Raw genomic sequence first — 23,144 nt, 5'->3', positions numbered from 1 at the left:
AGATGCGTGTCTGGTCTGCTGGCCGGTAAGCGGCTGCTCGTCACCGGCGTCATCACCGACGCCTCGATCGCCTTCTCCGTGGCGAAGCTCGCCCAGGAGAACGGCGCCCAGGTCGTGCTGACCGGCTTCGGCCGGCTGTCGCTCGTCGAGCGCATCGCCAAGCGGCTGCCCGAGCCGGCCCCGGTGATCGAGCTGGACGTGACGAACCCCGAGCAGCTCGCCGGGCTCGCCGACAAGGTGCGCGAGCACGTCGACGGCCTCGACGGCGTCGTGCACTCCGTCGGCTTCGCGCCGCAGAGCTGCCTGGGCGGCGGCTTCCTGGACGCGCCGTGGGAGGACGTGGCGACGGCGCTGCACGTGTCGACGTACTCGTACAAGTCCCTCGCCACCGCCTGCCTGCCGCTGATGGGCCGCGGCGGCGCGGTGGTCGGCCTGACGTTCGACGCGCAGCTGGCCTGGCCGGTGTACGACTGGATGGGCGTCGCCAAGGCGGGCCTGGAGTCGGCGTCGCGCTACCTCGCGCTGCACCTGGGCAAGCACGGCATCCGCAGCAACCTGGTGTCGGCGGGCCCGCTGCGCACGATGGCCGCCAAGAGCATCCCCGGCTTCGAGCAGTTCGAGGACGCGTGGGTCCAGCGCGCCCCGCTCGGCTGGGACCTGTCCGACCAGGAGTCGGCGGCGCGGGCCTGCCTGGCGCTGCTGTCCGACTGGTTCCCGGCGACCACGGGCGAGATCGTCCACGTCGACGGCGGGTTCCACGCGGTCGGCGCCTGACGGCCCAGGCACCGGATCGACGCAGGGTGACGTTCGACGCGCGCGGCCGGGCCGCGCGGCGTCGGCGTCCCCGGGCGGGCAGACTGGTCGGGTGGCCTACGACGCGTTCCTCCTGCTGTCGTTCGGCGGCCCCGAGGGCCCCGACGACGTGATGCCGTTCCTGCGCAACGTCACCCGCGGCCGGGGCATCCCGGAGGAACGCCTCGCCGAGGTGGCGGAGCACTACCACCACTTCGGCGGCGTCTCGCCGATCAATCAGCAGTGCCGCGACCTGCTCGACGCGGTGACGGCCGAGTTCGGCGCGCACGGCGTCGACCTGCCCGCCTACTGGGGCAACCGCAACTGGCAGCCGATGCTGGAGGACACCGTCGCCCGGATGCGCGACGACGGTGTGACCTCCGCGCTGGCGTTCGCCACCAGCGCGTTCGGCGGCTACTCGTCCTGCCGGCAGTACTGGGAGGACATCGACCGGGCCCGCGCCGCGGTCGGCCCCGGCGCGCCCGCCATCACCAAGCTGCGCCAGTTCCACGACCACTCCGGCTTCGTCCGGCCGCACGCCGACGCCGTGCGCGCCGCGCTGGCCGGCCTCGACCCGGCCCGCCGCGCCACCACCCGGCTGGTGTTCACCGCCCACTCCATCCCGGTCTCCATGGCGGAGACCGCCGGCCCGGACGGCGGCCGCTACACCACCCAGCTCGACGAGACGGCCCGGCTCGTGCACGCCGCCGCCGCGCCCGACCTCGCCTGGGACCTGGTCTGGCAGAGCCGCTCCGGCCCGCCGCAGGTGCCGTGGCTGGAGCCCGACGTCAACGACCACCTGGCCGTGCTCGCCGACAAGGGCGTCACCGACGTCGTGGTCAGCCCCATCGGGTTCGTCTCCGACCACCTCGAGGTGCTGTGGGACCTCGACAACGAGGCCGCCGACACCGCCCGCGACCTCGGCCTCGGCTACGCGCGCGCCGCCACCCCGGGCACCGACCCGCGGTTCGTCGCGATGGTCCGCGAGCTGGTGCAGGAGCGGCTGGCCGGGGCGGCCCGCGAGACCCTCGGTACGCTGCCGCACTGGGACGTCTGCCCACTGGACTGCTGCCCTGCCCCGCGCCGCCACAAGAGCTGAGGAACCCGATGAAGGACCGGAAGGTCATCGAGAGCTGGCTGACCGACATGGACGGCGTGCTCGTGCACGAGGGCCAGCCCGTGCGCGGCGCGCCCGAGTTCGTCAACCGGATGAAGCAGTCCGGCAAGCCGTTCCTCATCCTCACCAACAACTCGATCTACACCCCGCGCGACCTGCAGGCCCGGCTCGCCCGGATGGGCTTCGACGTGCCCGAGTCGGCGATCTGGACCTCCGGGCTGGCCACCGCCCAGTTCCTGGCCGACCAGCGCCCGGGCGGCACCGCGTACGTGATCGGTGAGGCCGGCCTCACCACGGCCATGCACGCCGTCGGTTACGTGCTCACCGACTTCGCCCCGGACTACGTGGTGCTCGGCGAGACCCGCACCTACTCGTTCGAAGCGATCACGAAGGCGATCCGGCTGATCAACGGCGGCGCCCGGTTCATCTGCACCAACCCCGACCCCACCGGGCCCTCCGTGGACGGCGACCTGCCGGCGGCGGGCAGCGTCGCCGCGATGATCTCCAAGGCCACCGGCGTCAAGCCGTACTTCGTCGGCAAGCCGAACCCGATGATGATGCGCTCGGCGCTGAACACCATCAAGGCGCACTCCGAGTCGACCGCGATGATCGGCGACCGGATGGACACCGACGTGCTGTGCGGGCTGGAGGCGGGGCTGGAGACCATCCTCGTCCTCACCGGCATCAGCACGCAGGCCGAGGCGGACCGCTACCCCTACCGTCCGTCACGGGTCGTGAACTCGGTGGCGGACCTCATCCCCGAGCTGTAGTTCCGTGACCTGCACAGGTCGCCGCCCGTAGCAATCGGCCGCTAGGGTGGCGCCCCGTGCCCCGAAACGATCAGTCACGACCGCCGGCCCGGCTCGCGGCGCTCGACGGGCTGCGGCTGGTCGCCGCGCTCGCCGTCGCCGTCTACCACTACGCGGTGGCGTGGCGCCTCGACGGGGTGAGCCCGCCGCAGCACTTCCTGCCGACGGCGTCGCGGGTGGCCGTCTACGGCTTCCTCGGCGTGGAGCTGTTCTTCCTCATCAGCGGCTTCGTCATCTGCATGAGCTGCTGGGGCCGCCCGCTCGGCGCCTACTTCACGTCCCGGGTGAGCCGGCTGTACCCGGCGTACTGGGCCTGCCTGGCGATCACCGTGGCCGTGGTGCTGCTGCTGCCGGTCACCGGGGGCGTGCCCGTCGAGGGGCTGCCCGACTGGGCCGGCATCGCCGTCAACGCCACGATGCTCCAGCAGCCGATGGGGGTGCCGTCGGTCGACACCGTCTACTGGACGCTGTTCGTCGAGCTGCGCTTCTACCTGCTGTTCGCCGTCGTGGTGTGGACCGGGCTGACGTACCGGCGGGCCGTGCTGTTCTGCGCCGTCTGGTTGACCCTGGCCGTGCTGGCCCCGGCGTGGGCGCTGCCGGTGGTGACCCTCGTGGTGGTGCCGGAGTACGCCCCGTACTTCGTCGCCGGCATCGCGATGTACCTGATCCACCGCTTCGGCGCGACCCCGCTGCTGTACGGCATCGTCGGCATGAGCTGGCTCGTCAGCCTCGACCGGGTCGCCGACCGGATGGCGGCCGTGCACGCCGGCTTCCCCGTCCCCGCCTGGCCGGGCTACCTGGTGGTGACCGCCTCGTTCGCCGTGATCCTGGCCGTCGCCCTGGGCTGGACCGACCGCATCCGGTGGGGCTGGCTCACCGTGGCGGGCGCGGTGACGTACCCGTTCTACCTGCTGCACCAGCGGGTCGGCTTCAGCGCCATCCGGTACGGCCACTACGGCACCGGCCTGCCGATGTGGGTGCTGATCGCGCTGACGCTGGTGCTGGTGGCGGCCCTGGCCTGGCTGGTGCACCGGTACGTCGAACGCCCGCTGATGCCGCTGCTGCGCGACGGCCTGCGCCGCTCGATCGCGGCGGCCAACGCGGCCGAACCGGCCCTGGAGCCGGGCCGCCCGCGCCGCGACGTGGCGCCCCGCCCGGCCGACCACCGCCCGGCGAGCGTGCGCCCGCCGGCCCAGCGCCCGGCCCGCGACCCGGGCGCACCCCGGCCCCGCACGCCCGCCGGTGCCCCGGAGCGGCACGGCTCCGACGCGCGGGTGTCCTAGGCGCTGAGCGGGGCGTTGCAGGCCGCCACCAGGGCGCGGCGGCAGGCCGCCGTCAGCGGCCGCAGGGCGGTGTCGCGCTGCTGCGCCTCGTAGCCGTTCACCGCGCCGCCGGGCGCGGTGTGCTCGGCCAGGGCCAGCACCTGGTCGAGGACGCTGGCGCGGGCGAACAGCCGCCGCGACCGCGGGTCGAAGCCCGGCGGCAGGTTCGCCGTGCTGTCGGGGCGGCGCAGCTGGGCCAGCGCGCCGGCCAGCTCGGGCCGCCAGTGCGCCACGTCGAGCCGGGTGAGCTGGGTGGTGGCCTCGGCCAGGGCGGTGGTCAGCTCGGCCTCCGCCTCGGCGGGGGAGACCTGGAAGCCGCGGTTGAAGCCGGTCTGCTCGATCGGGTGCACCCGCCACAGCACCGTCTCGAACTCCACACCGGAGCCGGAGGTGTGCCGGCAGACCTCGGGGACCAGGCCGAAGGCGCCGGTCACGACGGCCTCGCCGGTGAGCAGCGCCGCGCCGGTCAGCGGGCCCGGGCCGGGCAGGCCGCGCGGGTCGCCGGGGGCGGGCAGGACCAGGCGGATGTCGTCCGGGTGCAGCTTGGCGAAGATCGGCAGCGCCTCCCGCAGCGGGACGTCGCGCCATGTGCCGGGCACGTCGGAGGCCAGGTGCTCCTCGCCGTTGGTGATCTCGTCGGTCACCTCGTCGAACGGGACCACGCCGGCGCGCCAGGCGCGCACCCAGGCCACGAAGCGGGTCGACCGGCGTGCGACGGCGGTCGCCGCACCTGCTGCGGGGGACATGGCAGCCAGGGTACGTGCTGTCCGCAGCCGTTGTCCCGCCTCGACCGCCGTGGAGCCGCCGCCGCGTGTCTCCCCCCGCGCGGCGGAACACGAACGTAACGTGCGATTCATGTATGGGGAGGACGTGCTCGCCGGCAACTGGCGCAAGCGCAGGACGGTGCCCGAGGTGGACGCGGAGCCGGACCTCGTCGTCGAGGACGCCGACAGCGGCTTCTGCGGCGCGGTGGTGGGCTTCGAGCTCGGCGCGGTCGTGCTGGAGGACCGGCACGGCCGCCGGCGCAACTTCCCGCTGAGCCCGGCCGCGTTCCTGCTGGAGGGCCGCCCGGTGACGCTGCGCCGGCCGCCGCGCGCGGCCGCGGTCGCGCAGCGCCGGGTCACCGCGTCCGGGTCCGTGGCGGTCGACGGGGTCCGCGCCCAGGTCGCCAAGGCCAGCCGCATCTGGGTGGAGGGCGTGCACGACGCCGCCCTGGTCGAGCGCATCTGGGGCGACGACCTGCGCGTCGAGGGTGTCGTCGTGGAGCCGCTGTCCGGCATCGACCACCTCGCCGACGAGGTGCGCGAGTTCGGGCCCGCCCCGCACCGCCGCCTCGGCGTGCTCGTCGACCACCTGGTGCCCGGCTCGAAGGAGAGCCGCGTCGTCGCCGCCGTCACGTCGCCGTACGTGCTGGTCACCGGCCACCCGTACGTGGACGTGTGGCAGGCCGTGAAGCCCGCGCGGCTGGGCATCCGGGCGTGGCCGGACGTGCCGCGCGGGCAGCCGTGGAAGGAGGGCGTGTGCGCCGCCCTCGGGGTGAGCGACCCGCAGGAGATGTGGCGCCGGGTGCTGGCCGCCGTGTCGAGCTACAAGGACGTGGAGACCCCGCTGATCGGGGCGATGGAGCGGCTCATCGACTTCGTCACGGTCGACTTCGGCGACTAGAACAGCGCGCTGTACGCGTTCAGCGCCGGCTGCCCGCCGAGGTGGGCGTACAGCACGGTGGAGTCGCGGCCGATCTCGCCGGTGCCGACCAGGTCGATCAGGGCCGCCATCGACTTGCCCTCGTACACCGGGTCGGTGACCATGCCCTCGGTGCGGGCGGCCAGCTTCATCGCGTCCAGCGTCGCCGTGTCGGGGATGCCGTACACCCCGCCGTGGTAGCGCTCGTCCAGCAGGATCTCGTCGTCGCGCAGGTCGCGCCCGACGCCGATCAGCGCGGCGGTGCCGCGGGCGATGCGGGCCACCTGGTCGCGGGTCTGCGCGGGCTTGGCGGACGCGTCGATGCCGAGCACCCGCCGGGGCCGGCCGCCCGCGTCGGCGAGCGCCGCGAACCCGGCGATCATGCCGGCCTGGGTGCTGCCCGTCACCGAGCACACGACGATCGTGTCGAAGAAGACGTCGAGCTGCCGCTCCTGCTCGGCCAGCTCGTACGCCCAGTTCGCGAAGCCGAGCCCGCCCAGCCGGTGGTCGGACGCGCCGGCCGGGATCGCGTACGGCCGCCCGCCCGCCTGCTCGATCTCACGCAGCGCCCGCTCCCAGCTCTCCTTGAAGCCGATGCCGAACTCCGCCCGCACCAGCCGCACGTCGGCCCCGGCGAGCCGGCTGATCAGGATGTTGCCGACCTTGTCGTAGACCGAGTCGGGCCAGTCGACCCAGCTCTCCTGCAGCAGCACGCACTTCAGCCCGGCCCGCGCCGCCACGGCGGCCACCTGCCGGGTGTGGTTGGACTGCACGCCGCCGATGGACACCAGCGTGTCGCAGCCCTGCGCCAGCGCGTCGGCGACCAGGTACTCCAGCTTGCGGGTCTTGTTGCCGCCGTACGCGATGCCGGAGTTGCAGTCCTCCCGCTTGGCCCACAGCGCGGCCCCGCCGAGGTGCGCGGTGAGCCGGTCGAGCCGGTGGACGGGGGAGGGGCCGAACAGCAGCGGGTACCGCTCGAACGACGCGATCGACATGGGGTGCCTCCGGTCAGGGGGTGGTCAGGGACTGCCAGATCTGGCGCGTGACCCGCACGGCCGCGGCGGCGTCCCCGGCGGCGCAGGCGGCGATGAGGTCGGCGTGCAGCGCGGTGGACGCGTGCGCCCCCGCCGCGAACCGCTGCCGCTCCAGCCGCCGGATCAGCGGCGTGTACCGCGCGACGGTCGCGGCGACGGCCCGGTTGCCGCACACCCGCACCGGCACGTCGTGCAGCTCGTCGTCGGCCCGCAGCGCCGCGTCCACGTCGGCCGCCGCGGCGAACCGCTCGTTGGCCGCGCGCATCTCGTCGAGGTCGGCGGCGGTCAGCAGCGGCACGGCCGCGCCGACGGCCAGCTCGTGCATCGCGCACACCACGGCCGCGGCGTCGCGCACGTCGCGCTCGTCGACGGGGGTGACCCGGGTGAAGCTCTGCGGCTTGGACTCGACGAGCCCCTCCCCGGCGAGCCGGGCGAGCGCCTCGCGCACCGGCGCCCGCGACAGCCCGAGCCGCCCGGCCAGCTCGGCCGCGCCGACGCTGGCCCCGGCGGGCAGGTCGCCGCGCACGATGGCGTCGCGGATGGCCTCGTAGGCGCTCTCCCGCAGCAGCGTGCGCCGCACCGGCTCGATGGTCACACTGACATGTTAGATGTCAGTGGCCGGTCAGGCCAGGTGCTCCGGGTCCCGGCGGAAGCGGAACGTGGCGATGTCCAGCTCCACCGGGGTGCCGGTGCCGTCGCGGCGCACGTCGAGGATCTCGCCCAGGTTGAAGCCGGAGCGGCCGCGCCAGCGGTTGCGCTCCTCGCGGCTGAAGCGCCACGGGGCCGTGCCGGGCACGGTGAGGCAGTCGAAGACGATGTCGTCGCCGTCGATGACGACCTCGTACTCGCGGCCCATCCACCACCAGCGCCCGCACAGCTCGGCGGCCTCGCCGTCGGGCAGCCGGGACGCCGGGCGCCACGGGGCGGCCGTGGTGGGCTCGCCGTCCAGCACCGCCGTCAGCGCCTCCAGCACGGTGTCGCGCAGGGTCCGGCCGTGCAGGCCGTACGAGTTGGCGAAGGCCACCACGCCGGTGCGGGTCGGGCGGTGCACGGCGACCTGGGCGACGTAGCCCGGCATGGAGCCGCCGTGGCCGACGAAGACGCGCTCGCCGGAGCGGTACAGCTCCGGGCCGAGGCCGTGCCCGGCGGTCCACGACTCGGGGTCGGTGATGACGACCGGGGCGCACATCTCGTCGAGGGTGTCGCGCGACAGCACGGCGGGCGCCGGGTCGGCCAGGAACGCGGCCCACTTGGCCATGTCGGTGACCGTGGACCAGAGCTGCCCGGCCGGGGCCATGGCGCCCGCGTCGAGGCGGGGCTCCTCGTGCAGCGTCTGGTGCAGCGGGTGCACGACGTAGCCGCGGGCGTACGGCTCGACGGGGTGGTACGTGGTGCGCTTGAGCCCGAGCGGGTCGAGCACGCGCTTGCCCACCAGGTCGGCCCAGGTGTCGCCGGTGACCTTGGTGAGGATGGCGCCGAGCAGCCCGTACGCCAGGTTGGAGTAGTGGTAGGCGCGCCACGGCGTGCCGGCCAGCTTGTCGAAGGACAGCTCGCGCAGCAGGGTGTCGACGTCGCCGCCGGCGCGCCGCTCCCACCACTGGCCGTCGGGCTCGCGCTGCAGGCCGGAGACGTGGCCGAGCAGCTGGCGCAGGGTGACGCCGCCGATCGGGGTGCCGGGCAGGTGCCGGTACAGCAGGTCGTCGAGGCCGAAGGCGCCCTCGTCGCGCAGCTGGAGCACCATGGCGGCGGTCATCGTCTTGGTGATCGAGCCGATCCGGTACTGGGTCTTCGGGTCGGGCCGGGGCTGTTCGCCGGCGCCGGTGAAGTGGGCGATGGCGCGGTCGCGCACCACGGCGAGGACGAGCGACGGCGCGCGCCCCGCCGACTGGGCGCGGGTGACGACCGCGTCGACGGTTCGGCCGGTTTCCGGCAGCAGGGACACCACGGGCAGGTCCTTCCGGTGGTGCGGGCTCACGGGGACTCTCGCAGCGCGCAGGGGGCTCGTTCGGTGGGCCAATATAACCCGTATGTCTGAATTCTTCGGAGTGACATGGCGGGCGGAACGTGCCGGGTGTATGTCGGTTCCATGACGGCTCGCCAGGCGCTGGCCGGGCGTGCGCGGGCGTGCCACGATCGAGACGTGGAACCGCTGCTGTGGGTCGTACTAGGGGTCGTCCTCGTCGTCGCCGAGATATTCACCACGACGCTGTTCCTCGTCATGTTCGCGGCCGGCGCGTTCGCCGCGGCCGCCGCGGCCGGGCTCGGCGCGCCGGTGGCCGTCCAGGCGATCGTCTTCGCCGTCGTCTCCGCGCTCAGCGTCGCCGTGGTGCGCCCGGTCATCCGGCGGCACCGCCAGGACGAGCTCACCGGCGGCGACACGCCGTTCGGCCTCGCCGCCATCGAGGGCTCCGAGGCCCTCGTCCTGGACCAGGTCGACGCCGACCACGGCATGGTCAAGATCGACGGCGAGGTGTGGACCGCCCGCTCCTTCGACGGCACCGAGGTCTACGCACCCGGCGAGCACGTCCGGGTCATCAAGGTCCGGGGCGCCACCGCGCTGGTCTGGCGTGAGGGCCTCCCGGGCGGCAGCAGCACTTCAGGAAACGAGGCATAACAAGATGGAAGCCGCCGTCGGCATCGTCGTCCTGGCGATCGCCCTGATCGTCGTCATCACGCTCGTCAGAGCCGTCCGCATCGTGCCGCAGCAGCGCATGGACGTGGTCGAGCGGCTCGGCCGCTACAAGAAGACCCTGACGCCCGGCCTCAACATCCTGGTGCCGTTCGTCGACGCCGTGCGCACCAAGGTGGACATGCGCGAGCAGGTCGTCAGCTTCCCGCCGCAGCCGGTCATCACCTCCGACAACCTCGTCGTGTCCATCGATACGGTGCTCTACTTCAAGGTCGTCGACCCGGTGCGGGCCACCTACGAGATCGCCAACTTCCTCCAGGCCATCGAGCAGCTCACCGTCACCACGCTGCGCAACGTCATCGGCTCGCTCGACCTCGAGCGCGCCCTGACCAGCCGCGAGGAGATCAACAAGCACCTGTCCGGCGTCCTCGACGAGACCACCGGCCGGTGGGGCATCAAGGTGACCCGCGTCGAGATCAAGGCGATCGAGCCGCCGCCGTCCATCCGCGACTCCATGGAGAAGCAGATGCGCGCCGAGCGCGACCGCCGCGCCGCGATCCTCAACGCCGAGGGCCACAAGCAGTCGCAGATCCTGTCCGCCGAGGGCGAGAAGCAGGCCGCGGTGCTGCGCGCCGACGGTGACCGGCAGGCCCGCATCCTGCAGGCCGAGGGCCAGGCGAAGGCCATCCGCACCGTCTTCGACGCCATCCACCAGGCCAACCCCAGCCAGAAGGTGCTGGCGTACCAGTACCTGCAGGCCCTGCCGCAGATCGCCAACGGCACCGCGAACAAGGTCTGGATCGTGCCGACCGAGCTGACCCGCGCGCTGGAGGGCATGGGCGGCGCCCTCGGCGGCCTCGCCAACATGGTCGGCGACGCGCCGTCGTCCGACGTGGACGCCGGCGCCGTCGAGCGCGAGGCGGTCGCCGCCGCCGAGGCCGCCGCCGCCGAGGCCCAGCGGATCAACGCCGAGGTCCGCAAGGCCGAGGAGCAGGTCGCCCCCGCGCCCACCGTCGCCCCGCCCGGCAACGGCCAGCGCGGCCTGCCCGCCCCCGAGCCGGTGACCGCCGACGACCTCACGCAGGACCTGTCGGCGTACCGGCGCGAGCAGGCGTGAGCCCCGCACGGCGACGGTCGTGGCACCCCGCCGCGACCGTCGCCGTGCTGCTGCTCGCCGGGGCCTGCGCCGGGCCCGCCGAGCCCGCCCCGCCCGCCCCCAAGCTGCACGCCACCGCCGAGCAGTGGCGCACCGACGAGGTCGCCCGCAACCTCGCGGTCGCCCTGCACAACGACGACACCGTGCCGCTGCGCGTCACCCGCGTGCAGCTCGTCCTGCCGTCGTTCACCGGGGCCGGCGTCGTCGACAAGGAGGCGCTGCTGCCCGTCGGCGGCCTGCGCGTCGACGTGCCCGTCCCGTACGGCACCGGCACCGCCTGCGCCGGCGAGTCGCCCGCAGCCGCCCCGTCGCAGGCCATCGTGGACGTCGCCCGCGAGGGCGGCCCCACCCGCCGGGTCACCCTCGACCTCCCGCACCCCAGCGAACGCCTCGACCGGCTGCTGCGCCAGGACTGCCTCGCCGCCCGCGCCGCGCGCAGCGTCGCGCTCACCTTCGGGCCGTGGACGTCCACACCCGACGGCGCCCTGCGCGGCTCGCTCGTCGTCACCCGCGCGTCCGGCGCCGGCCCGGACCCCGTCACCGTCGCCGAGCTCGGCGGCAACGTGCTCTACACGCTCCGGCCCGACCGGCTCGGCGACCTCGCCGCCGGGGCGCCCACCGTCGCGTTCGGCCTGCGCGCCGACGCGCTCGACTGCGACCCGCACGCCGTCGCCGAGGTCAAGAAGCCGTACGAGTTCCCCGTCCGGCTCGTCCTCGGCGGCGAGGACGTGCCCACTCAGGTCACCGTCACCGAGAACGACAAGCTGACCCTCGACACCATGCTGCGCGCCCGCTGCGGCCTGCCCCCGCGGGGCAAATAACCGGAAAAGCCCGCGCACCGCCCGGCCCGATGTGATCCTGAGGGGCAGAGCGCCCGATCGGTGGCCCCCGCCCGCTCGGCCGGAGCGAAAGAGGCAGCGACAATGACGTCAGCAGCCGACCGGCGGCACGCCGGCCACCACCCGCGCCGACCGCTGCGCGTCGCCCCGGCCTGGGTCGGCGCCGCCGGGACCGACCACCGCGCCGACGTCCTGCCGGTGCGCGAGGCCGTCTGGATCTGGTCGGTGCGCAGGTTCGCCCGCAACGCCCTCTGGGCCCTGCCCGTCGCCGCCGTCGCGTACGGGTGGACCACCTTCGGCGACGTCAGCCGCCCCGAGCAGTTCTACGCCGTGCTCGCCGCGGCCTGGCTGTCGCTCGTCGCCATGGTGGCGATCGCCGCCCTGCTCGCCGGCACCCGCACCCGCCGCCCCGCCGTCGCCGGGCTGCTGCTCGGCTTCCTCGGCACCATCATGCTGCTGCCGCTCATGGCGCTGCCGCCCGACACCGCGCTGGCCGGCGGCACCGTCCCCGCCGACCGGATCGGACCGCTCGGCGTCACCGCCGCCATGGTCGCCGGCAGCGGCTGGCTGCTGCTCGGCTGGGCCGTCCTGCGGTCCAAACTGCTCAACCCCGCCGACGGCATCCTGCTGATGATCGCCGCGGTCAGCGTCGGCGCCGGCACCTTCGCCGTCGACCCGCTGCCCACCGTCGGCGCCCTGCTCCTGCTCGCCGCGGGCATGGGCCTCGCCTGGACCGGCGGACGGCTCATCCCGTCCGCCTGACGCACCCCGAGCCGCCGCGGCCCCGTCCTGCCCTCGAGGCGGCGGGGTCGCAGCCCGTCCGGCCCCCGCTCAGGCCGGCGCCACGTCCACCAGCACCTTGCCGACCGCGCCCGCCTCCACCGCGCGCTGCGCCTCCGCCGTGGCCTCCAGGCCGAACCGCACCAGCGGCAGCCCGTGCTCCTCGCCCACCGGCAGCGCGCCGTCGGCCAGCGCCGCCCCGATGTCCTCGGCCGCCGCCGCGAGCGCCGCCTCGCCCACCGTGTACAGCAGCAGGAACTGCAGGCGCGTGTTCAGCACCAGGTTCGGCCGCACCTCCAGCGTCAGCGACGCGCCGCCGTTGTCGGCGTAGCTGGCGATCGTCGCCCGCGACCGGATCACCGCCAGGTCCAGCGCCAGGTTCGCCGCCAGGGCCACCTCGGCGACGACGTCCACGCCGTCCGGGGCCAGCGCCCGGATCGCCGCCGCCGGGTCGCCCTCGCGGTAGTTCACCACGTGGTGCGCGCCCGCCGCCGTCGCCAGCGCCGCCTTCGCCGGGCCGCTCACCGTCGCGATCACCGTGCCGCCCGCCCACCGGGCCAGCTGGATCGCCGCGTGCCCCACCGCGCCCGCGCCGCCCGCCACCAGCACCGTCCGGCCCGCCAGCGCCCCCGGGGCCAGCCGCGCCGGGCCGTCCTCGGCCACCGTCAGCGCCCGGTGCGCCGTGATCGCCGGCACCCCCAGCGACGCGCCCACGTCGAACGACGCCCCGTCCGCCAGCGGCGCCACCCGGTTCACCGGCAGCACCGCGAACTCCGCCGCCGTGCCGCCCGCCCGCGACGCCGCCGCCAGGAACGTCCACACCCGGTCGCCGACCGCGAACCCCGCCGCGCCGGGGCCGACCGCGTCGATCACCCCCGCGCCGTCGTGGTGCGGCGTCTGCTCCGGGTACGCCAACGGGCCGCTCGTCGCCCCGCTGCGCGACTTCCAGTCCGTCGGGTTCACCCCCGACACGACCAGCCGCACCCGCACCTCGCCCGGGCCCGGCTCCGGCACCGGGCGGTCCACCAGCCGCAGCACCTCCGGACCGCCCGTGGCGTCGTACACGATCGCGCGCATGCGTCCTCCCTCGACCCTTCCCGCGATCCTGGCACGCGCCGCGGCCAGAATGGGCGCGTGCCCGACGTGCAGCTCATCACCGACCCCGCCGACGACCGGATCGCCGACTACCGCGCCCTCACCGACGTGGAGCTGCGCACCAGATGGGAGCCGCCGCACGGGCTGTTCATCGCCGAGGGCGAGCTGGTGCTGCGCCGCGCCCTGCGCGCCGGCTACCCGCCCCGGTCGTACCTGGTCGACGCCAAGCGGGTCGACCAGATCGCCGACCTGCCCGCCGGCGCGCCCGTCTACGCCGCCACCCAGGACGTCCTCGAACAGGCCACCGGCTTCCACGTGCACCGCGGCGTGCTCGCCTCGTTCCACCGCCTGCCGCCCCGCACCGCCGACGAGCTGCTCGCCACCGCCCGCCGCGTCGCCGTCCTGGAGGACGTCAACAACCACACCAACCTCGGCGCCGTCTTCCGCGGCGCCGCCGCCCTCGGCGTCGACGGGGTGCTCCTGTCGCCGTCCTGCGCCGACCCGCTGTACCGGCGCAGCGTGCGCGTCAGCATGGGCGAGGTGTTCGCCGTCCCGTACGCCACCCTGGACCCCTGGCCCGGCGGCCTCGACCGGGTCCGCGCCGCCGGCTTCACCGTCCTCGCGATGACCCCCGCGGCCGGCGCCGTCCCGCTGCAGCGCCTCACCGCGGCGCAGCGCGCCCGCGCCGCCCTGCTGCTCGGCGCCGAGGGCCCCGGCCTGTCCCGGCACGCCCTGGCCGCCAGCGACGTCCGCGTCGCCATCCCCATGCGCCGCGGCGTCGACTCCCTCAACGTCGCCGCCGCCGCGGCCGTCGCCTTCTGGGAACTCGGCCGCGACGACGACCTCGCGGACAGTTAGGCGCGTCATACCGGCGGGTACGTGGCGGCGGTAGGTTGATCCCCGGGGGTGGACGTGTCGACCATTGGTCCGGGTTCGGGGCAGCAACACCTGATCGCCCTGCTCCGGTCGATCCGCGCCCGCCTGACCGCCGAGGCCGCCGCGGCCGCCGGCCGGCCCGCGGCGGGCACGCCGGCGGAGGGCGCCACGACCGCGCCGGGCGACCCGGCCGGCGGCGGGGGACGGGTGCCCGCCGGGCAGCAGCCGGTCCTCGGGCGGCCGGGCAGCCCGACCGCCCCGCCGGGCACGACCCCGGCTCCGCCGGGCGGGGGTCCCGGCCCGATCGCGGGCCAGCCGGCGCCGCCGGGCCAGGCCCCACTGCCGGGTCAGACCGCGCCGCCGGGCCAGACCGCGCCGCCGGGCCAGACCGCGCCGCCGGGTCAGACCGCACCGCCCGGCTCGACCGCACCGCCCGGCTCGACCGTGCCGCCAGGCCAGACCCCGCCACCCGGCACGACCATGCCCCCGGGTTCGACCGTGCCGCCGGGCCAGACCGCACCGCCCGGCACGACCCCGCCGCCCGGCACGACCCCGCCGCCGGGGCAGGCGGTTGTGCCCGGGCTGCCGCCCGGACTGCCCGGGATCGGGCACCTGCCGGTGCCCGGCGCCGGGCACCATCCCGGCCTGCCGCCCGTCGGCGGCGACCACCCCGGGGAGCACCCCGACGGCGACGTCGTGCTGCGGGAGCTGAAGGCCGTGCTGCTGCGCTGCCTGGCCGAGGCCGGCCCGCCCGACGAGGTCGCCGCCCGGCTGCGCGACGTGCTCGCCCAGGCGCAGCCGGCGCTGCTCGTGCCGCTCGCCGGTGGTCCCGAGAGCCAGCGCGACCAGCTGCGCGCCGCCCTCGGCTGGCTGGTCGCGAACCTGGACGACCCGCGCGCGGTCGCCGCCGGGTGCGGGCAGCTCGGCGGGGTGCTGCGGGAGTGGGGCGTCGGCCCGCAGCAGGCGCAGCTCGCCGGGGCGGCGCTCGCGGAGGCGCTGCGGTCCGCGGTGGGCGCCGGCTGGACCCGGGAGTACGACACGGCGGTGCGCTCGACGTGGCGGCTGGTGCAGCACTGGCTGGCCGACGGGGCGGCGGCGGCCGGGTACGAGCCGGCGGTGTGGTCGGCGCGGGTGGTGCAGCACGAGCGCCGGGCGGACGACCTGGCGGTGCTGCGGGTGCGGCCGTACCTGCCGTACCGGTTCCTGCCGGGGCAGTACACCCGGATCGAGGTCGCGGGGCACCCGCAGGTGTGGCGGCCGTACTCGCTGGCGGGCGCGCCCCGGCTGGACAACGTGCTGGAGCTGCACGTGCGGGCGAAGGCGGCGACGACGGTCAGCGGCGCCCTGGTGTACGGCACCCGGGTCGGCGACCGGGTGCGGCTGCGCCCGGCGGCGGGCGAGATGGTGCTGGACGCGGACTCGTCGCGGGCGCTGCTGATGATCGCGGGGGACACGGGCGTGGCGCCGTTCAAGGCGTTGCTGACGGAGCTGGCGGTGACGGGCGACCCGCGGCCGGCGACGCTGTTCTGGGGGGTGCGCACCCTGGCCGACCTGTACGACGTGGCGGAGCTGGACGCGATCGCCCGGTCGTGCCGCCGGGCGACGGTGGTGCCGGTGGTGTCGGACGGCGACCCGGGGCCGTACCCGTCGGGGCTGGTCACGGACGCGGTGGCGGCGTACGGGGAGTGGTCGGGGGCGGACGTGCGGCTGGCGGGGCCGCCGGTGATGGTGGCGGCGACGCGGGCGATCCTGGAGTCGTTGCTGGGCATCGACCCGGCGCGGATCCGGCACGACCCCGCGGCGCTGTAGCAGCGCGCCGCGGGGCCGTGCCGGGGTCGGGGTCGGGTCGGGTCGGGTCAGAGGATGGTCAGGGTGTAGGTCCGCGAGACGGTCTGCGGGACGTAGTCGGTGAACCGCAGGGTCACCCGGTGGGTGCCGGGGGCGGTGGGGACGCCGCTGAGGACGCCGCCCGGGCTGAGCGTGAGACCGGCCGGCAGGGCGGCGGCGGTCCACTGGCCGGTGCGGCCGGCGACGAGCGCGAGCTGGGCCCGGTACTCGACGCCGGTGGAGCCGGTGGGCAGGGCGGCGGTGCGGATGCGCGGCGCGGCGGGCGGCGCGATGGTGCGCACCAGGCGGTTCGGCGAGCCGGCGCCCCGGGCCTTGACGACGCCGGTGGTGGCGCGGGACACCATGAACGAGCGGACCTGCGCCGGGGTGAACCAGGGCGCGGCGGCGAGGATCATGGCGGCGGCCCCGGCGACGTGCGGCGCGGCCATCGAGGTGCCGTCGAAGTCGGCGACGGCGGTGTTGCTGGTGGCGACCGACGAGCGGATCTTGACGCCGGGGGCGAAGATGTCGACGCAGGAGCCGTAGTTGGAGAACACGGCCCGGCGGTCCCGGATGTCGGTGGCGCCGACGGTGATGCCGGCGGCGACGCGGGCGGGGCTGACCCGGCAGGCGTTGATGTTGTCGTTGCCGGCGGCGAGGACCATGGTGACGCCGGAGCCGACGGCGGCGTTGACGGCGCTGTCGAGGGCGGCGCTGGGCCCGCCGCCGAGGCTGAGGTTGGCGACGGCCGGCTTGACGGCGTTGGCGGCCACCCAGTTGACGCCGTCGATGACGTCGGACAGCCAGCCGGAGCCGTAGCAGTCGAGCACCCGCACGGCGACGAGGTTGACGCGCTTGGCGACGCCGTAGGTGGAGCCGCCGATGGTGCCGGCGACGTGGGTGCCGTGGCCGTTGCAGTCGGCGGCGTAGGGGTCGACGCCGACGAAGTCCCAGCCGTAGCGGGCGCGCCCGCCGAACTGGGTGTGGGTGATGCGGATGCCGGTGTCGACGACGTACGCGGTGACGCGGCGGGCGTCGCTGCCCGGGGTGTAGGTCTTCGACAGCGGCAGCTTCGCCTCGTCGACGCGGTCCAGGCCCCACGGGGGCTTGCGCTGCGTGGCGGACACGCTGACGCGCCGGTCCTGCTCGACGACGGCGACGGCCGGGTCGGCGGCGACGCGGCGGGCGGTGGCGGCGTCCATGGCGGCGACGTAGCCGTCGACGCCGCCGCTCAGGGTGCGCTCGACGCGGCCGGCGCCGAGCGAGGTGACGCGGGCGGCGCCGGGCTTCAGGACGACGATGTAGCGGCCGGGGACGGCGCCGGCGGCGCCGACGCCGTGCACGACGCCCTCGGCGGGCGCCGGGGCCGGCGCGGGCGCCGCGTGACTGGGCGTAGCGAGGGCGGTTGCACCGATGGTGACCGCCGCGACGGCGGCGAGGCTGCGACCAAGCAGAGAAGACATGCCACGGGCCTTCCTGGGGGAGGGGGTCCCATGACTGTAGGTAACGCAGCGTCATGTCAGGCACCGGTGATCCGGCAGGCAGTCACGGACGGTCACCGTCAGCGCGGTGGCCGTCCGGCCGGGGCGGGCTCGGCCGGACGGCCGGTGCCCGGGCGGGTCAGGCGGGCAGCAGCTTGGCGTACGCCGGCGGCACGAAGCCCGCGTCGACCGGGGTCAGCATCGCGGCCCGCGACGCCGCCGACGACCACGCCGCCTGCGGCACTTCGTCGCGCAGCGCCGCCACGACGGCCGCGTCGCGCCACTCCGGCCGCTCGAGCAGCATGCCGAGGGCGACCACGCACTCCTCGACCTCGCCGACGCACTCGAACGGCTTGTGCCCGTCGACGCCGAGCAGCTCGCGGTAGCCGGGGAGCTGGGCCGGGTCGTCCAGCAGGTCGGCGCCGAAGATGGCGACGACCCGCTCGCGCGGCATCGCCGGGGCCATGGCCAGGAACACGAACCGGCACTTCGGGCAGTGCCCGCACCAGCGTTCGCTCGCCCCGGACAGCTTGAACGCGGCGTTGCAGCTGGTCACCACGCCGTCGTAGGCGGGCCAGCGGGCGTACAGCTGGGCGATGTGCAGCTCGGACAGGGGCCGCAGCAGCGAGAAGTACGGCTCGGCCAGGCCGGCGTGGGCGGTGACGGCGGCGCGCAGCAGCCCCTCGGCGTCGACGCCCTTCGACCACTGGTGGTTGACCTCGTGGCCGTGCCACACCAGGTTCGGGTCGGACGCGGAGCGCTCGTTGGACATCACGACCGGGCCGAGGCCGTGCAGGGTGGCGGTGGCGATCGCGATGAGCGAGTTGATGGCGGTGACGGGGATGTGCCCGTTGCGGGCGCCGGCCGCGTTCACCTCGAACAGCCGCGGGTCGAGCCGCCGCCGGGCCGCGAGCGCGGGCAGCCCGGACGCCGCGCCGACCCGTTCGATGACGGGGTTGGGGTTGACCGAGAACGGCACCGGGTCGAGCCCGGCGCCGCGCATCAGCTCCAGGCTGACGATGGAGTCCTTGCCGCCGCCGACGGCCGACAGTGGCCGGGTGCCGACGGCCACCGGATCGGCGGCGGGCGCCTCGCCGGGCGTCTCGACGGTGAGGGCCAGCACGTGCGGCAGGTCGTTGCGGTACGCGTACTCGGCGAGGCCGTGGGTGTAGACCGCGGTGAACAGGGCGGCGGCCGCCGCGGGCACCGGCCGGGGCGCGACCACCCGGCGCGGGGCGGCGGTCTTGTAGTAGCTCACCCCGGCGACGACGTGCAGCAGCTCGAGCACCCGGCGGACCCGGTCGAGCACCGCCGCGGACGGCGCCGTGGCCGGCACGGGCAGCTCGACCGTCTCGCGGAAGTCGAGGGCCAGCCCGCCGGGGCCGGTGAGCCGGTAGTCGAACGTGGCCACCCCGGTCACCGGGTCGAACGCGGAGGCCGGGAAGTGCAGCGTGTCCAGGGACAGGATCTGCTCCCGCTCCACCCGTTCCTCCTCGCTTCGGGACCGGCGGCCATACTAGTCCGGCCGGCCGACAGCCCGAAGGAGACCCGAGTGCGCCTCGCTGACCTGCGCGGTCGTTCCGTCGTCGTGTGGGGGACCGGCCGGGAGGGCCAGGCCGCGGTCGCCGCGGTGCGCGCCGCCGGCCCCGCCGCCCTCGCCGCCGTGGCCGACACCGCCGACGCCGGGCAGTTCGCGGGCGTGGAGCTGTCCGGCGGCGAGGCCGCCCGGGCCCGGCTGCTCGCCGCCGACGTGGTCGTGCGGTCGCCCGGGGTGCCCAACACCCACCCGTGGGTGCGCGAGCTGCGGGAGCGCGGCGTCCCGGTCACCGGCGGCAGCGCGCTGTGGCTGGCCGACCACGCCGGCCGGACGGTGGGCGTCACCGGCAGCAAGGGCAAGAGCACCACGTCGAGCCTCATCAGCCACCTGCTCACGGGCGCCGGCCGGCCCAACGCGTACGGCGGCAACATCGGCGTGCCGCTGCTGGACCTGCCGGACGCGCCGGCGTACGTGCTGGAGCTGTCGAGCTACCAGTGCGCCGACCTGACGGACTCGCCCGCCGTGGCGGTGGTGACGTCGCTGTTCCCGGAGCACCTGGACGCCCACGGCGGCGAGCGCGAGTACTACCGCGACAAGCTGAACCTGCTGGCGCACGGCCCGGGCCTGATCGTGGTCAACGGCTCCGACGAGCGCCTCGCCGCCGAGCTGGGCGGGGTGCGCGACGCGCAGGGCCGGCCGCCGGTGGACGCGACGGCCCGGTTCACCGTCGCGGACGGCCGGGTGCTGCGCGACGGCAGCCCGCTGTTCGACCGGGCGGCGCTGCGGCTCGCCGGGCGGCACAACGAGCGCAACCTGGCCGTGGCGCTGGCCGTGCTGGAGGGCCTGGGCGTCGACCCGGCCGCGCCCGAGGTCGCCGCGGCGGTGGCGGAGTACCGGCCGCTGCCGCACCGGCTGACCGAGATCGCCGACCCGTCGGGGCTGACGTTCGTCGACGACACGCTGTCGACGAGCCCGTACTCGGCGGTGCTGGCGGTGGAGGCGTACGAGGGGCGGCCGACGACCCTGATCGTCGGCGGCACGGACCGCGGCCTGGACTACGCGCCGCTGCGCGCCGGGCTGGCCGGCCGCGAGCTGACCGTGCTGGGCATCCCGGACAGCGGCGAGCGCATCCTGCGCGAGCTGGACGGGCTGCCCGGGGTGCGCACCGAGCTGGCCGGCGACCTGGTGGAGGCCGTGTCGCTGGCGCGCGCGGTGACCCCGCCCGGCGGGGTGGTGCTGCTGTCGCCGGCCGCCCCGAGCTACGGCCGCTTCCGCAACTTCGAGCACCGTTCCGAGGTCTTCGCCGAGGCCGTGCGCGCCACCGCCTGACGCTGCGCATCGGCCGTACGGCCGGACATCGGTGACCGTGACGGCCGTCACATCCAGCGTTCGCCCCATCCTTTACCGGGTCCAATCAGGACACCGGCGGCGAAGCTATTCTTCCGCGCAAAGTCGGACCAACGAGCGTCAATGTCGGCTGCCCGAAACACGACCGTCATCGACACAGAAGGTAACGGTTTGAAAACTTCGCCCACAGTCTTGACAGGAGGGGGGTCTCAGTAAGAACTTTTACCGCAACAGTTAACACTCCTTCCTGAAAGGGCGGCCCATGGTCGAGCACGAGATGGACGGCACCGCCGCGATGGCGGTCGCCGACGTCGGTGTGCGTGACCATGTGCGTGACCAGCTCCCCGGCCCCCTGTTCACCAGCTCCGACGGGGTCCTCCTGCGGGTCCGCACGCTGCTGCCGGAGTTCACCGGCGCCCTGCAGCGGGTGGCCGAGCACGTGCTGTCCGACCCGGCCGCCGCGTCCCGCGCCACGATCGTCGAGCTCGCCGAGCGCAGCGGGACGTCACCGGCGACCGTGACCCGGTTCTGCCGCGCCCTCGGCTTCGACGGCTACGCCGACCTGCGCCTCGGCATCGCCGCGGAGACCGGCCGCTCGCGCTCCGCCGGCTGGACGGTCGACATCGGCCGCGAGATCCAGCCCGGCGACCCGCTCGAGCGGGTGCTCGGCCAGATCATGGCGGCCGACACGCAGGCCATGCACGACACCGCCCAGCTGCTCGACCTCGCCGAGGTGGAGCGGGCGGCCGTCGCCATCGCCGGCGCGTCGCGGGTCAACATCTTCGGCGCCAGCGGCAGCGCGCTGGTCGGCGAGGAGATGCAGTTCAGCCTGCACCGCATCGGGGTGCCGGCCTGGTCGTGGAGCGACGTGCACAACGGCCTCGCCAGCGCGGCGCTGTCGCGCGCCGGCGACGTCGCGCTCGGCATCTCGCACAGCGGCGCCACCGGCGAGACGATCGAGCTGCTCGCCGAGGCCGGCAGCCACGGCGCCACCACGATCGCCCTGACCAGCTTCCCGCGCTCACCCTTGGCGGAGCTGGCCGACATCGTCCTGCTCACCGCCACCCAGGCGACCACCTACCGGCCCGACGCGCTCTCCGCGCGGCACCCGCAGCTGGTCGTCCTCGATCTGCTCTACGTGGCCGTGGCCCAGCGAACCCACGAACGTTCGCACGCCGCGTTCCAGCGCACCGCCCAAGCCGTCCACGGTCACAAGGCCGTCAAGGACGGGACGCCGGTATGACCCGGCGCCGACGCACCACCCCGTACCACCGCCGCTCGCGGCGGCGCGGTCGACAGGCCGCTTGAAACACCGGCCGGTGTCCCCACCCCTCGGGGCGCCGGCGCACCACCCCCTCGTAACAACCTGCGAAGTACTGAATTTCAGAGAGGAACGAAGCGTGAAGCGCAGAATTGCGATCGCTGCCGCCCTGGCGGCCACGCTGCTGGGTGCTGCCGCCTGCGGTGACAGCGGCGGCACCACCGCTCCGTCGACCGAGGGCAAGGTCGACGGCGCCGGCAAGACCATCAAGGTCTGGCTGATGGTCGACGCGGAGTCGGGCTGGAAGAAGGTCGTCGACGACGCCAACGCCCGCTTCAAGGCGGAGACCGGCGCGGACGTCAAGGTCGAGTACCAGCAGTGGGCGAACCACCTCACCAAGCTGGACGCCACCCTGGCCGGCGCCGAGGTCCCGGACGTCGTCGAGCTCGGTAACACCGAGTTCGCGAAGTACGTGGACGCCGGCGCGTTCGCCGAGCTCAAGAAGGACGAGTTCGAGAACTCGAGCACCTGGCTGACCGGTCTGTCCGGCGCCTGCGAGCTCGACGGCAAGACCTTCTGCGTGCCGTACTACGCGGGCGCCCGGGTCCTCATCTACCGCACGGACCTCTTCGAGAAGTCCAAGGTCGAGGTCCCGAAGACCCTCGCCGAGCTGAAGACGGCGGCCGACAAGCTCGAGTCCGACAACAAGGACTCGAAGTTCGGCGCGTTCTACATCCCCACCAACTGGTTCATGGCCTTCTCCTTCGGCCAGCGCAGCGGTGGCAAGATCGCCGTCAAGGAAGGCGACAAGTGGGTCGGCCAGATGTCGCAGCCGGCGTTCCAGCAGGGCCTGCAGGACTGGGTCGACCTTCACAAGGCGTACTCGAAGGCTGACCCGGCCAAGGACGAGAACGACCAGGCCGCGATCTTCGCGCAGGGCCAGGCCGCGATGTTCTACGGCAACGGCTGGGAGAAGGGCTCCGCGGAGGAGATCCGCAAGGACCCGAACGACCCCGAGTCGGAGCTCGTTCCCACCAAGGTCAAGGGCAAGCTGGCGCTCGCCCCGATGCCCGAGGTCCCGTCGTTCCTGGGCGGCTCGAACCTCGGCGTGACGCAGAAGTCGGCCAACCAGGCGCTCGCCGCCAAGTGGGTCAAGGCGTTCACCGACACCAAGTCGATGGAGGGCCTGATCGCGGCCAACGCGCTGCCGAACTCCACCGCCCTGCTGGACAAGGCCGCTGCGGTCGAGGGCATGGAGGCGACCGCGCAGGCCGCCAAGAACAGCTGGTTCCCGCCGAACTCGGCCAAGTGGGCCGACGTCGAGAAGCAGACCGTTCCGCAGACCATGCTGCGCGACATCCTCACCGGCAAGAAGACGGTGCAGGAAGCCACCGCATGGGGTGACGAGCAGATCAACACCATCCTGAACGCCTCCTGACGCGTTCGCGCCGCCCGGCCGGGCTCCCCGGCCGGGCGGCGCACCAGGTGCCGAACCCCCCCTTCTCGGCTCAGCCCCTCCTGGAAAGGAAGGATCCGATGTACGCCGTCGACTCCCCGGC

General features: G+C 74.7%; 21 protein-coding genes. 14 read left to right on the top strand and 7 right to left on the bottom strand.

All coding sequences use genetic code 11. From position 1 onward, the window contains the following. The first annotated feature begins 6 nt into the window (after positions 1–6). The 4 genes from fabI to Sya03_RS12840 all read left to right on the top strand — a co-directional run bounded on the left by fabI (position 7) and on the right by Sya03_RS12840 (position 4,001). Positions 7–774, top strand: coding sequence for an enoyl-ACP reductase FabI (gene fabI / locus Sya03_RS12855; RefSeq protein WP_203938478.1), 768 nt, complete (start codon positions 7–9; stop codon positions 772–774). Positions 775–865: 91 nt separating this feature from the next. Further along, positions 866–1,891, top strand: a complete 1,026-nt coding sequence (locus tag Sya03_RS12850) for a ferrochelatase (RefSeq protein ID WP_203938477.1) — start codon at positions 866–868, stop codon at positions 1,889–1,891. Beyond that, positions 1,837–2,679 (top strand): HAD-IIA family hydrolase, encoded by an 843-nt coding sequence (locus tag Sya03_RS12845; RefSeq protein ID WP_370872160.1) that lies wholly within the window; start codon positions 1,837–1,839, stop codon positions 2,677–2,679. The genes Sya03_RS12850 and Sya03_RS12845 overlap by 55 nt, the downstream gene beginning before the upstream one ends. 56 nt (positions 2,680–2,735) lie before the next feature. After that, a complete protein-coding gene (locus Sya03_RS12840; RefSeq protein WP_203938475.1) occupies positions 2,736–4,001 on the top strand; it encodes an acyltransferase family protein in 1,266 nt (421 codons plus the stop codon). Here Sya03_RS12840 and Sya03_RS12835 read toward each other — a convergent pair. Then, positions 3,998–4,786, bottom strand: a complete 789-nt coding sequence (locus tag Sya03_RS12835) for an Rv1486c family protein (RefSeq protein WP_203938474.1) — start codon at positions 4,784–4,786, stop codon at positions 3,998–4,000. The genes Sya03_RS12840 and Sya03_RS12835 overlap by 4 nt on opposite strands. Before the next feature lie 109 nt (positions 4,787–4,895). Between Sya03_RS12835 and Sya03_RS12830 the strand changes: the two genes are divergently transcribed. Then, complete coding sequence (locus Sya03_RS12830) at positions 4,896–5,705, top strand: DUF3097 domain-containing protein (protein WP_203938473.1); 810 nt, start codon at positions 4,896–4,898, stop codon at positions 5,703–5,705. Here the strand turns inward: Sya03_RS12830 and Sya03_RS12825 are convergent. The 3 genes from Sya03_RS12825 to Sya03_RS12815 are packed head-to-tail and all read right to left on the bottom strand — an operon-like array spanning position 5,702 to position 8,699. Next, on the bottom strand, positions 5,702–6,718 hold the full coding sequence (locus Sya03_RS12825; protein WP_203938472.1) for a 1-aminocyclopropane-1-carboxylate deaminase: 1,017 nt from the start codon (positions 6,716–6,718) through the stop codon (positions 5,702–5,704). The two genes, Sya03_RS12830 and Sya03_RS12825, sit on opposite strands and share 4 nt — an antisense overlap. 13 nt (positions 6,719–6,731) lie before the next feature. Beyond that, positions 6,732–7,352 carry a GntR family transcriptional regulator gene (locus Sya03_RS12820; RefSeq protein WP_239107416.1) on the bottom strand — a complete coding sequence of 207 codons (621 nt, stop codon included), beginning with the start codon at positions 7,350–7,352 and terminating at the stop codon, positions 6,732–6,734. Positions 7,353–7,379: 27 nt separating this feature from the next. Beyond that, positions 7,380–8,699, bottom strand: coding sequence for a serine hydrolase domain-containing protein (locus Sya03_RS12815; RefSeq protein WP_203938563.1), 1,320 nt, complete (start codon positions 8,697–8,699; stop codon positions 7,380–7,382). A gap of 198 nt (positions 8,700–8,897) precedes the next feature. Here Sya03_RS12815 and Sya03_RS12810 point away from each other — a divergent pair, with 198 nt between their 5' ends. From Sya03_RS12810 to Sya03_RS12795, 4 genes are all read left to right on the top strand, one after another. Then, on the top strand, positions 8,898–9,371 hold the full coding sequence (locus Sya03_RS12810; protein ID WP_203938471.1) for an NfeD family protein: 474 nt from the start codon (positions 8,898–8,900) through the stop codon (positions 9,369–9,371). 4 nt (positions 9,372–9,375) lie between these two features. Further along, positions 9,376–10,503: an SPFH domain-containing protein gene (locus tag Sya03_RS12805; RefSeq protein ID WP_203938470.1), complete on the top strand. Its 1,128-nt coding sequence runs from the start codon at positions 9,376–9,378 to the stop codon at positions 10,501–10,503. Next, a complete protein-coding gene (locus Sya03_RS12800) occupies positions 10,500–11,363 on the top strand; it encodes a hypothetical protein (RefSeq protein ID WP_203938469.1) in 864 nt (287 codons plus the stop codon). The genes Sya03_RS12805 and Sya03_RS12800 overlap by 4 nt, the downstream gene beginning before the upstream one ends. Before the next feature lie 102 nt (positions 11,364–11,465). Continuing rightward, a complete protein-coding gene (locus Sya03_RS12795) occupies positions 11,466–12,143 on the top strand; it encodes a hypothetical protein (RefSeq protein WP_203938468.1) in 678 nt (225 codons plus the stop codon). A gap of 69 nt (positions 12,144–12,212) precedes the next feature. Here the strand turns inward: Sya03_RS12795 and Sya03_RS12790 are convergent, their stop codons facing one another. Further along, positions 12,213–13,238, bottom strand: coding sequence for an NADPH:quinone reductase (locus Sya03_RS12790; RefSeq protein WP_203938467.1), 1,026 nt, complete (start codon positions 13,236–13,238; stop codon positions 12,213–12,215). Positions 13,239–13,304: 66 nt separating this feature from the next. On the opposite strand from Sya03_RS12790, the gene Sya03_RS12785 reads away from it, so the two are divergent. Then, positions 13,305–14,114 (top strand): TrmH family RNA methyltransferase, encoded by an 810-nt coding sequence (locus tag Sya03_RS12785; RefSeq protein ID WP_203938562.1) that lies wholly within the window; start codon positions 13,305–13,307, stop codon positions 14,112–14,114. Positions 14,115–14,168: 54 nt separating this feature from the next. Further along, positions 14,169–15,941: an FAD-binding oxidoreductase gene (locus Sya03_RS12780; protein ID WP_203938466.1), complete on the top strand. Its 1,773-nt coding sequence runs from the start codon at positions 14,169–14,171 to the stop codon at positions 15,939–15,941. A 47-nt stretch (positions 15,942–15,988) separates the two neighbouring features. Here Sya03_RS12780 and Sya03_RS12775 read toward each other — a convergent pair whose 3' ends face one another. Both Sya03_RS12775 and Sya03_RS12770 read right to left on the bottom strand, forming a co-directional pair. Then, on the bottom strand, positions 15,989–17,422 hold the full coding sequence (locus Sya03_RS12775; protein WP_203938465.1) for a S8 family serine peptidase: 1,434 nt from the start codon (positions 17,420–17,422) through the stop codon (positions 15,989–15,991). A gap of 157 nt (positions 17,423–17,579) precedes the next feature. Continuing rightward, the gene (locus Sya03_RS12770) at positions 17,580–18,923 is read right to left on the bottom strand and encodes a MurL-like N-terminal domain-containing (protein ID WP_203938464.1); all 1,344 of its coding nucleotides are present in this window, start codon (positions 18,921–18,923) and stop codon (positions 17,580–17,582) included. A 69-nt stretch (positions 18,924–18,992) separates the two neighbouring features. On the opposite strand from Sya03_RS12770, the gene murD reads away from it, so the two are divergent. The 3 genes from murD (at position 18,993) to Sya03_RS12755 (ending at position 23,023) form a co-directional block, all read left to right on the top strand. Beyond that, positions 18,993–20,306, top strand: coding sequence for a UDP-N-acetylmuramoyl-L-alanine--D-glutamate ligase (gene murD / locus Sya03_RS12765; RefSeq protein ID WP_203938463.1), 1,314 nt, complete (start codon positions 18,993–18,995; stop codon positions 20,304–20,306). Between the two features lie 280 nt (positions 20,307–20,586). Next, a complete protein-coding gene (locus tag Sya03_RS12760) occupies positions 20,587–21,567 on the top strand; it encodes a MurR/RpiR family transcriptional regulator (RefSeq protein WP_203938462.1) in 981 nt (326 codons plus the stop codon). Between the two features lie 157 nt (positions 21,568–21,724). After that, positions 21,725–23,023, top strand: a complete 1,299-nt coding sequence (locus Sya03_RS12755; RefSeq protein ID WP_203938461.1) for an extracellular solute-binding protein — start codon at positions 21,725–21,727, stop codon at positions 23,021–23,023. Positions 23,024–23,144: the final 121 nt, after the last annotated feature.

The organism is Spirilliplanes yamanashiensis, from assembly GCF_016863475.1.
Lineage (GTDB): Bacteria > Actinomycetota > Actinomycetes > Mycobacteriales > Micromonosporaceae > Spirilliplanes > Spirilliplanes yamanashiensis.
The sequence above is the reverse complement of the archived record's forward strand: the minus strand, read 5'-3'. Positions and strand labels throughout refer to the sequence as shown.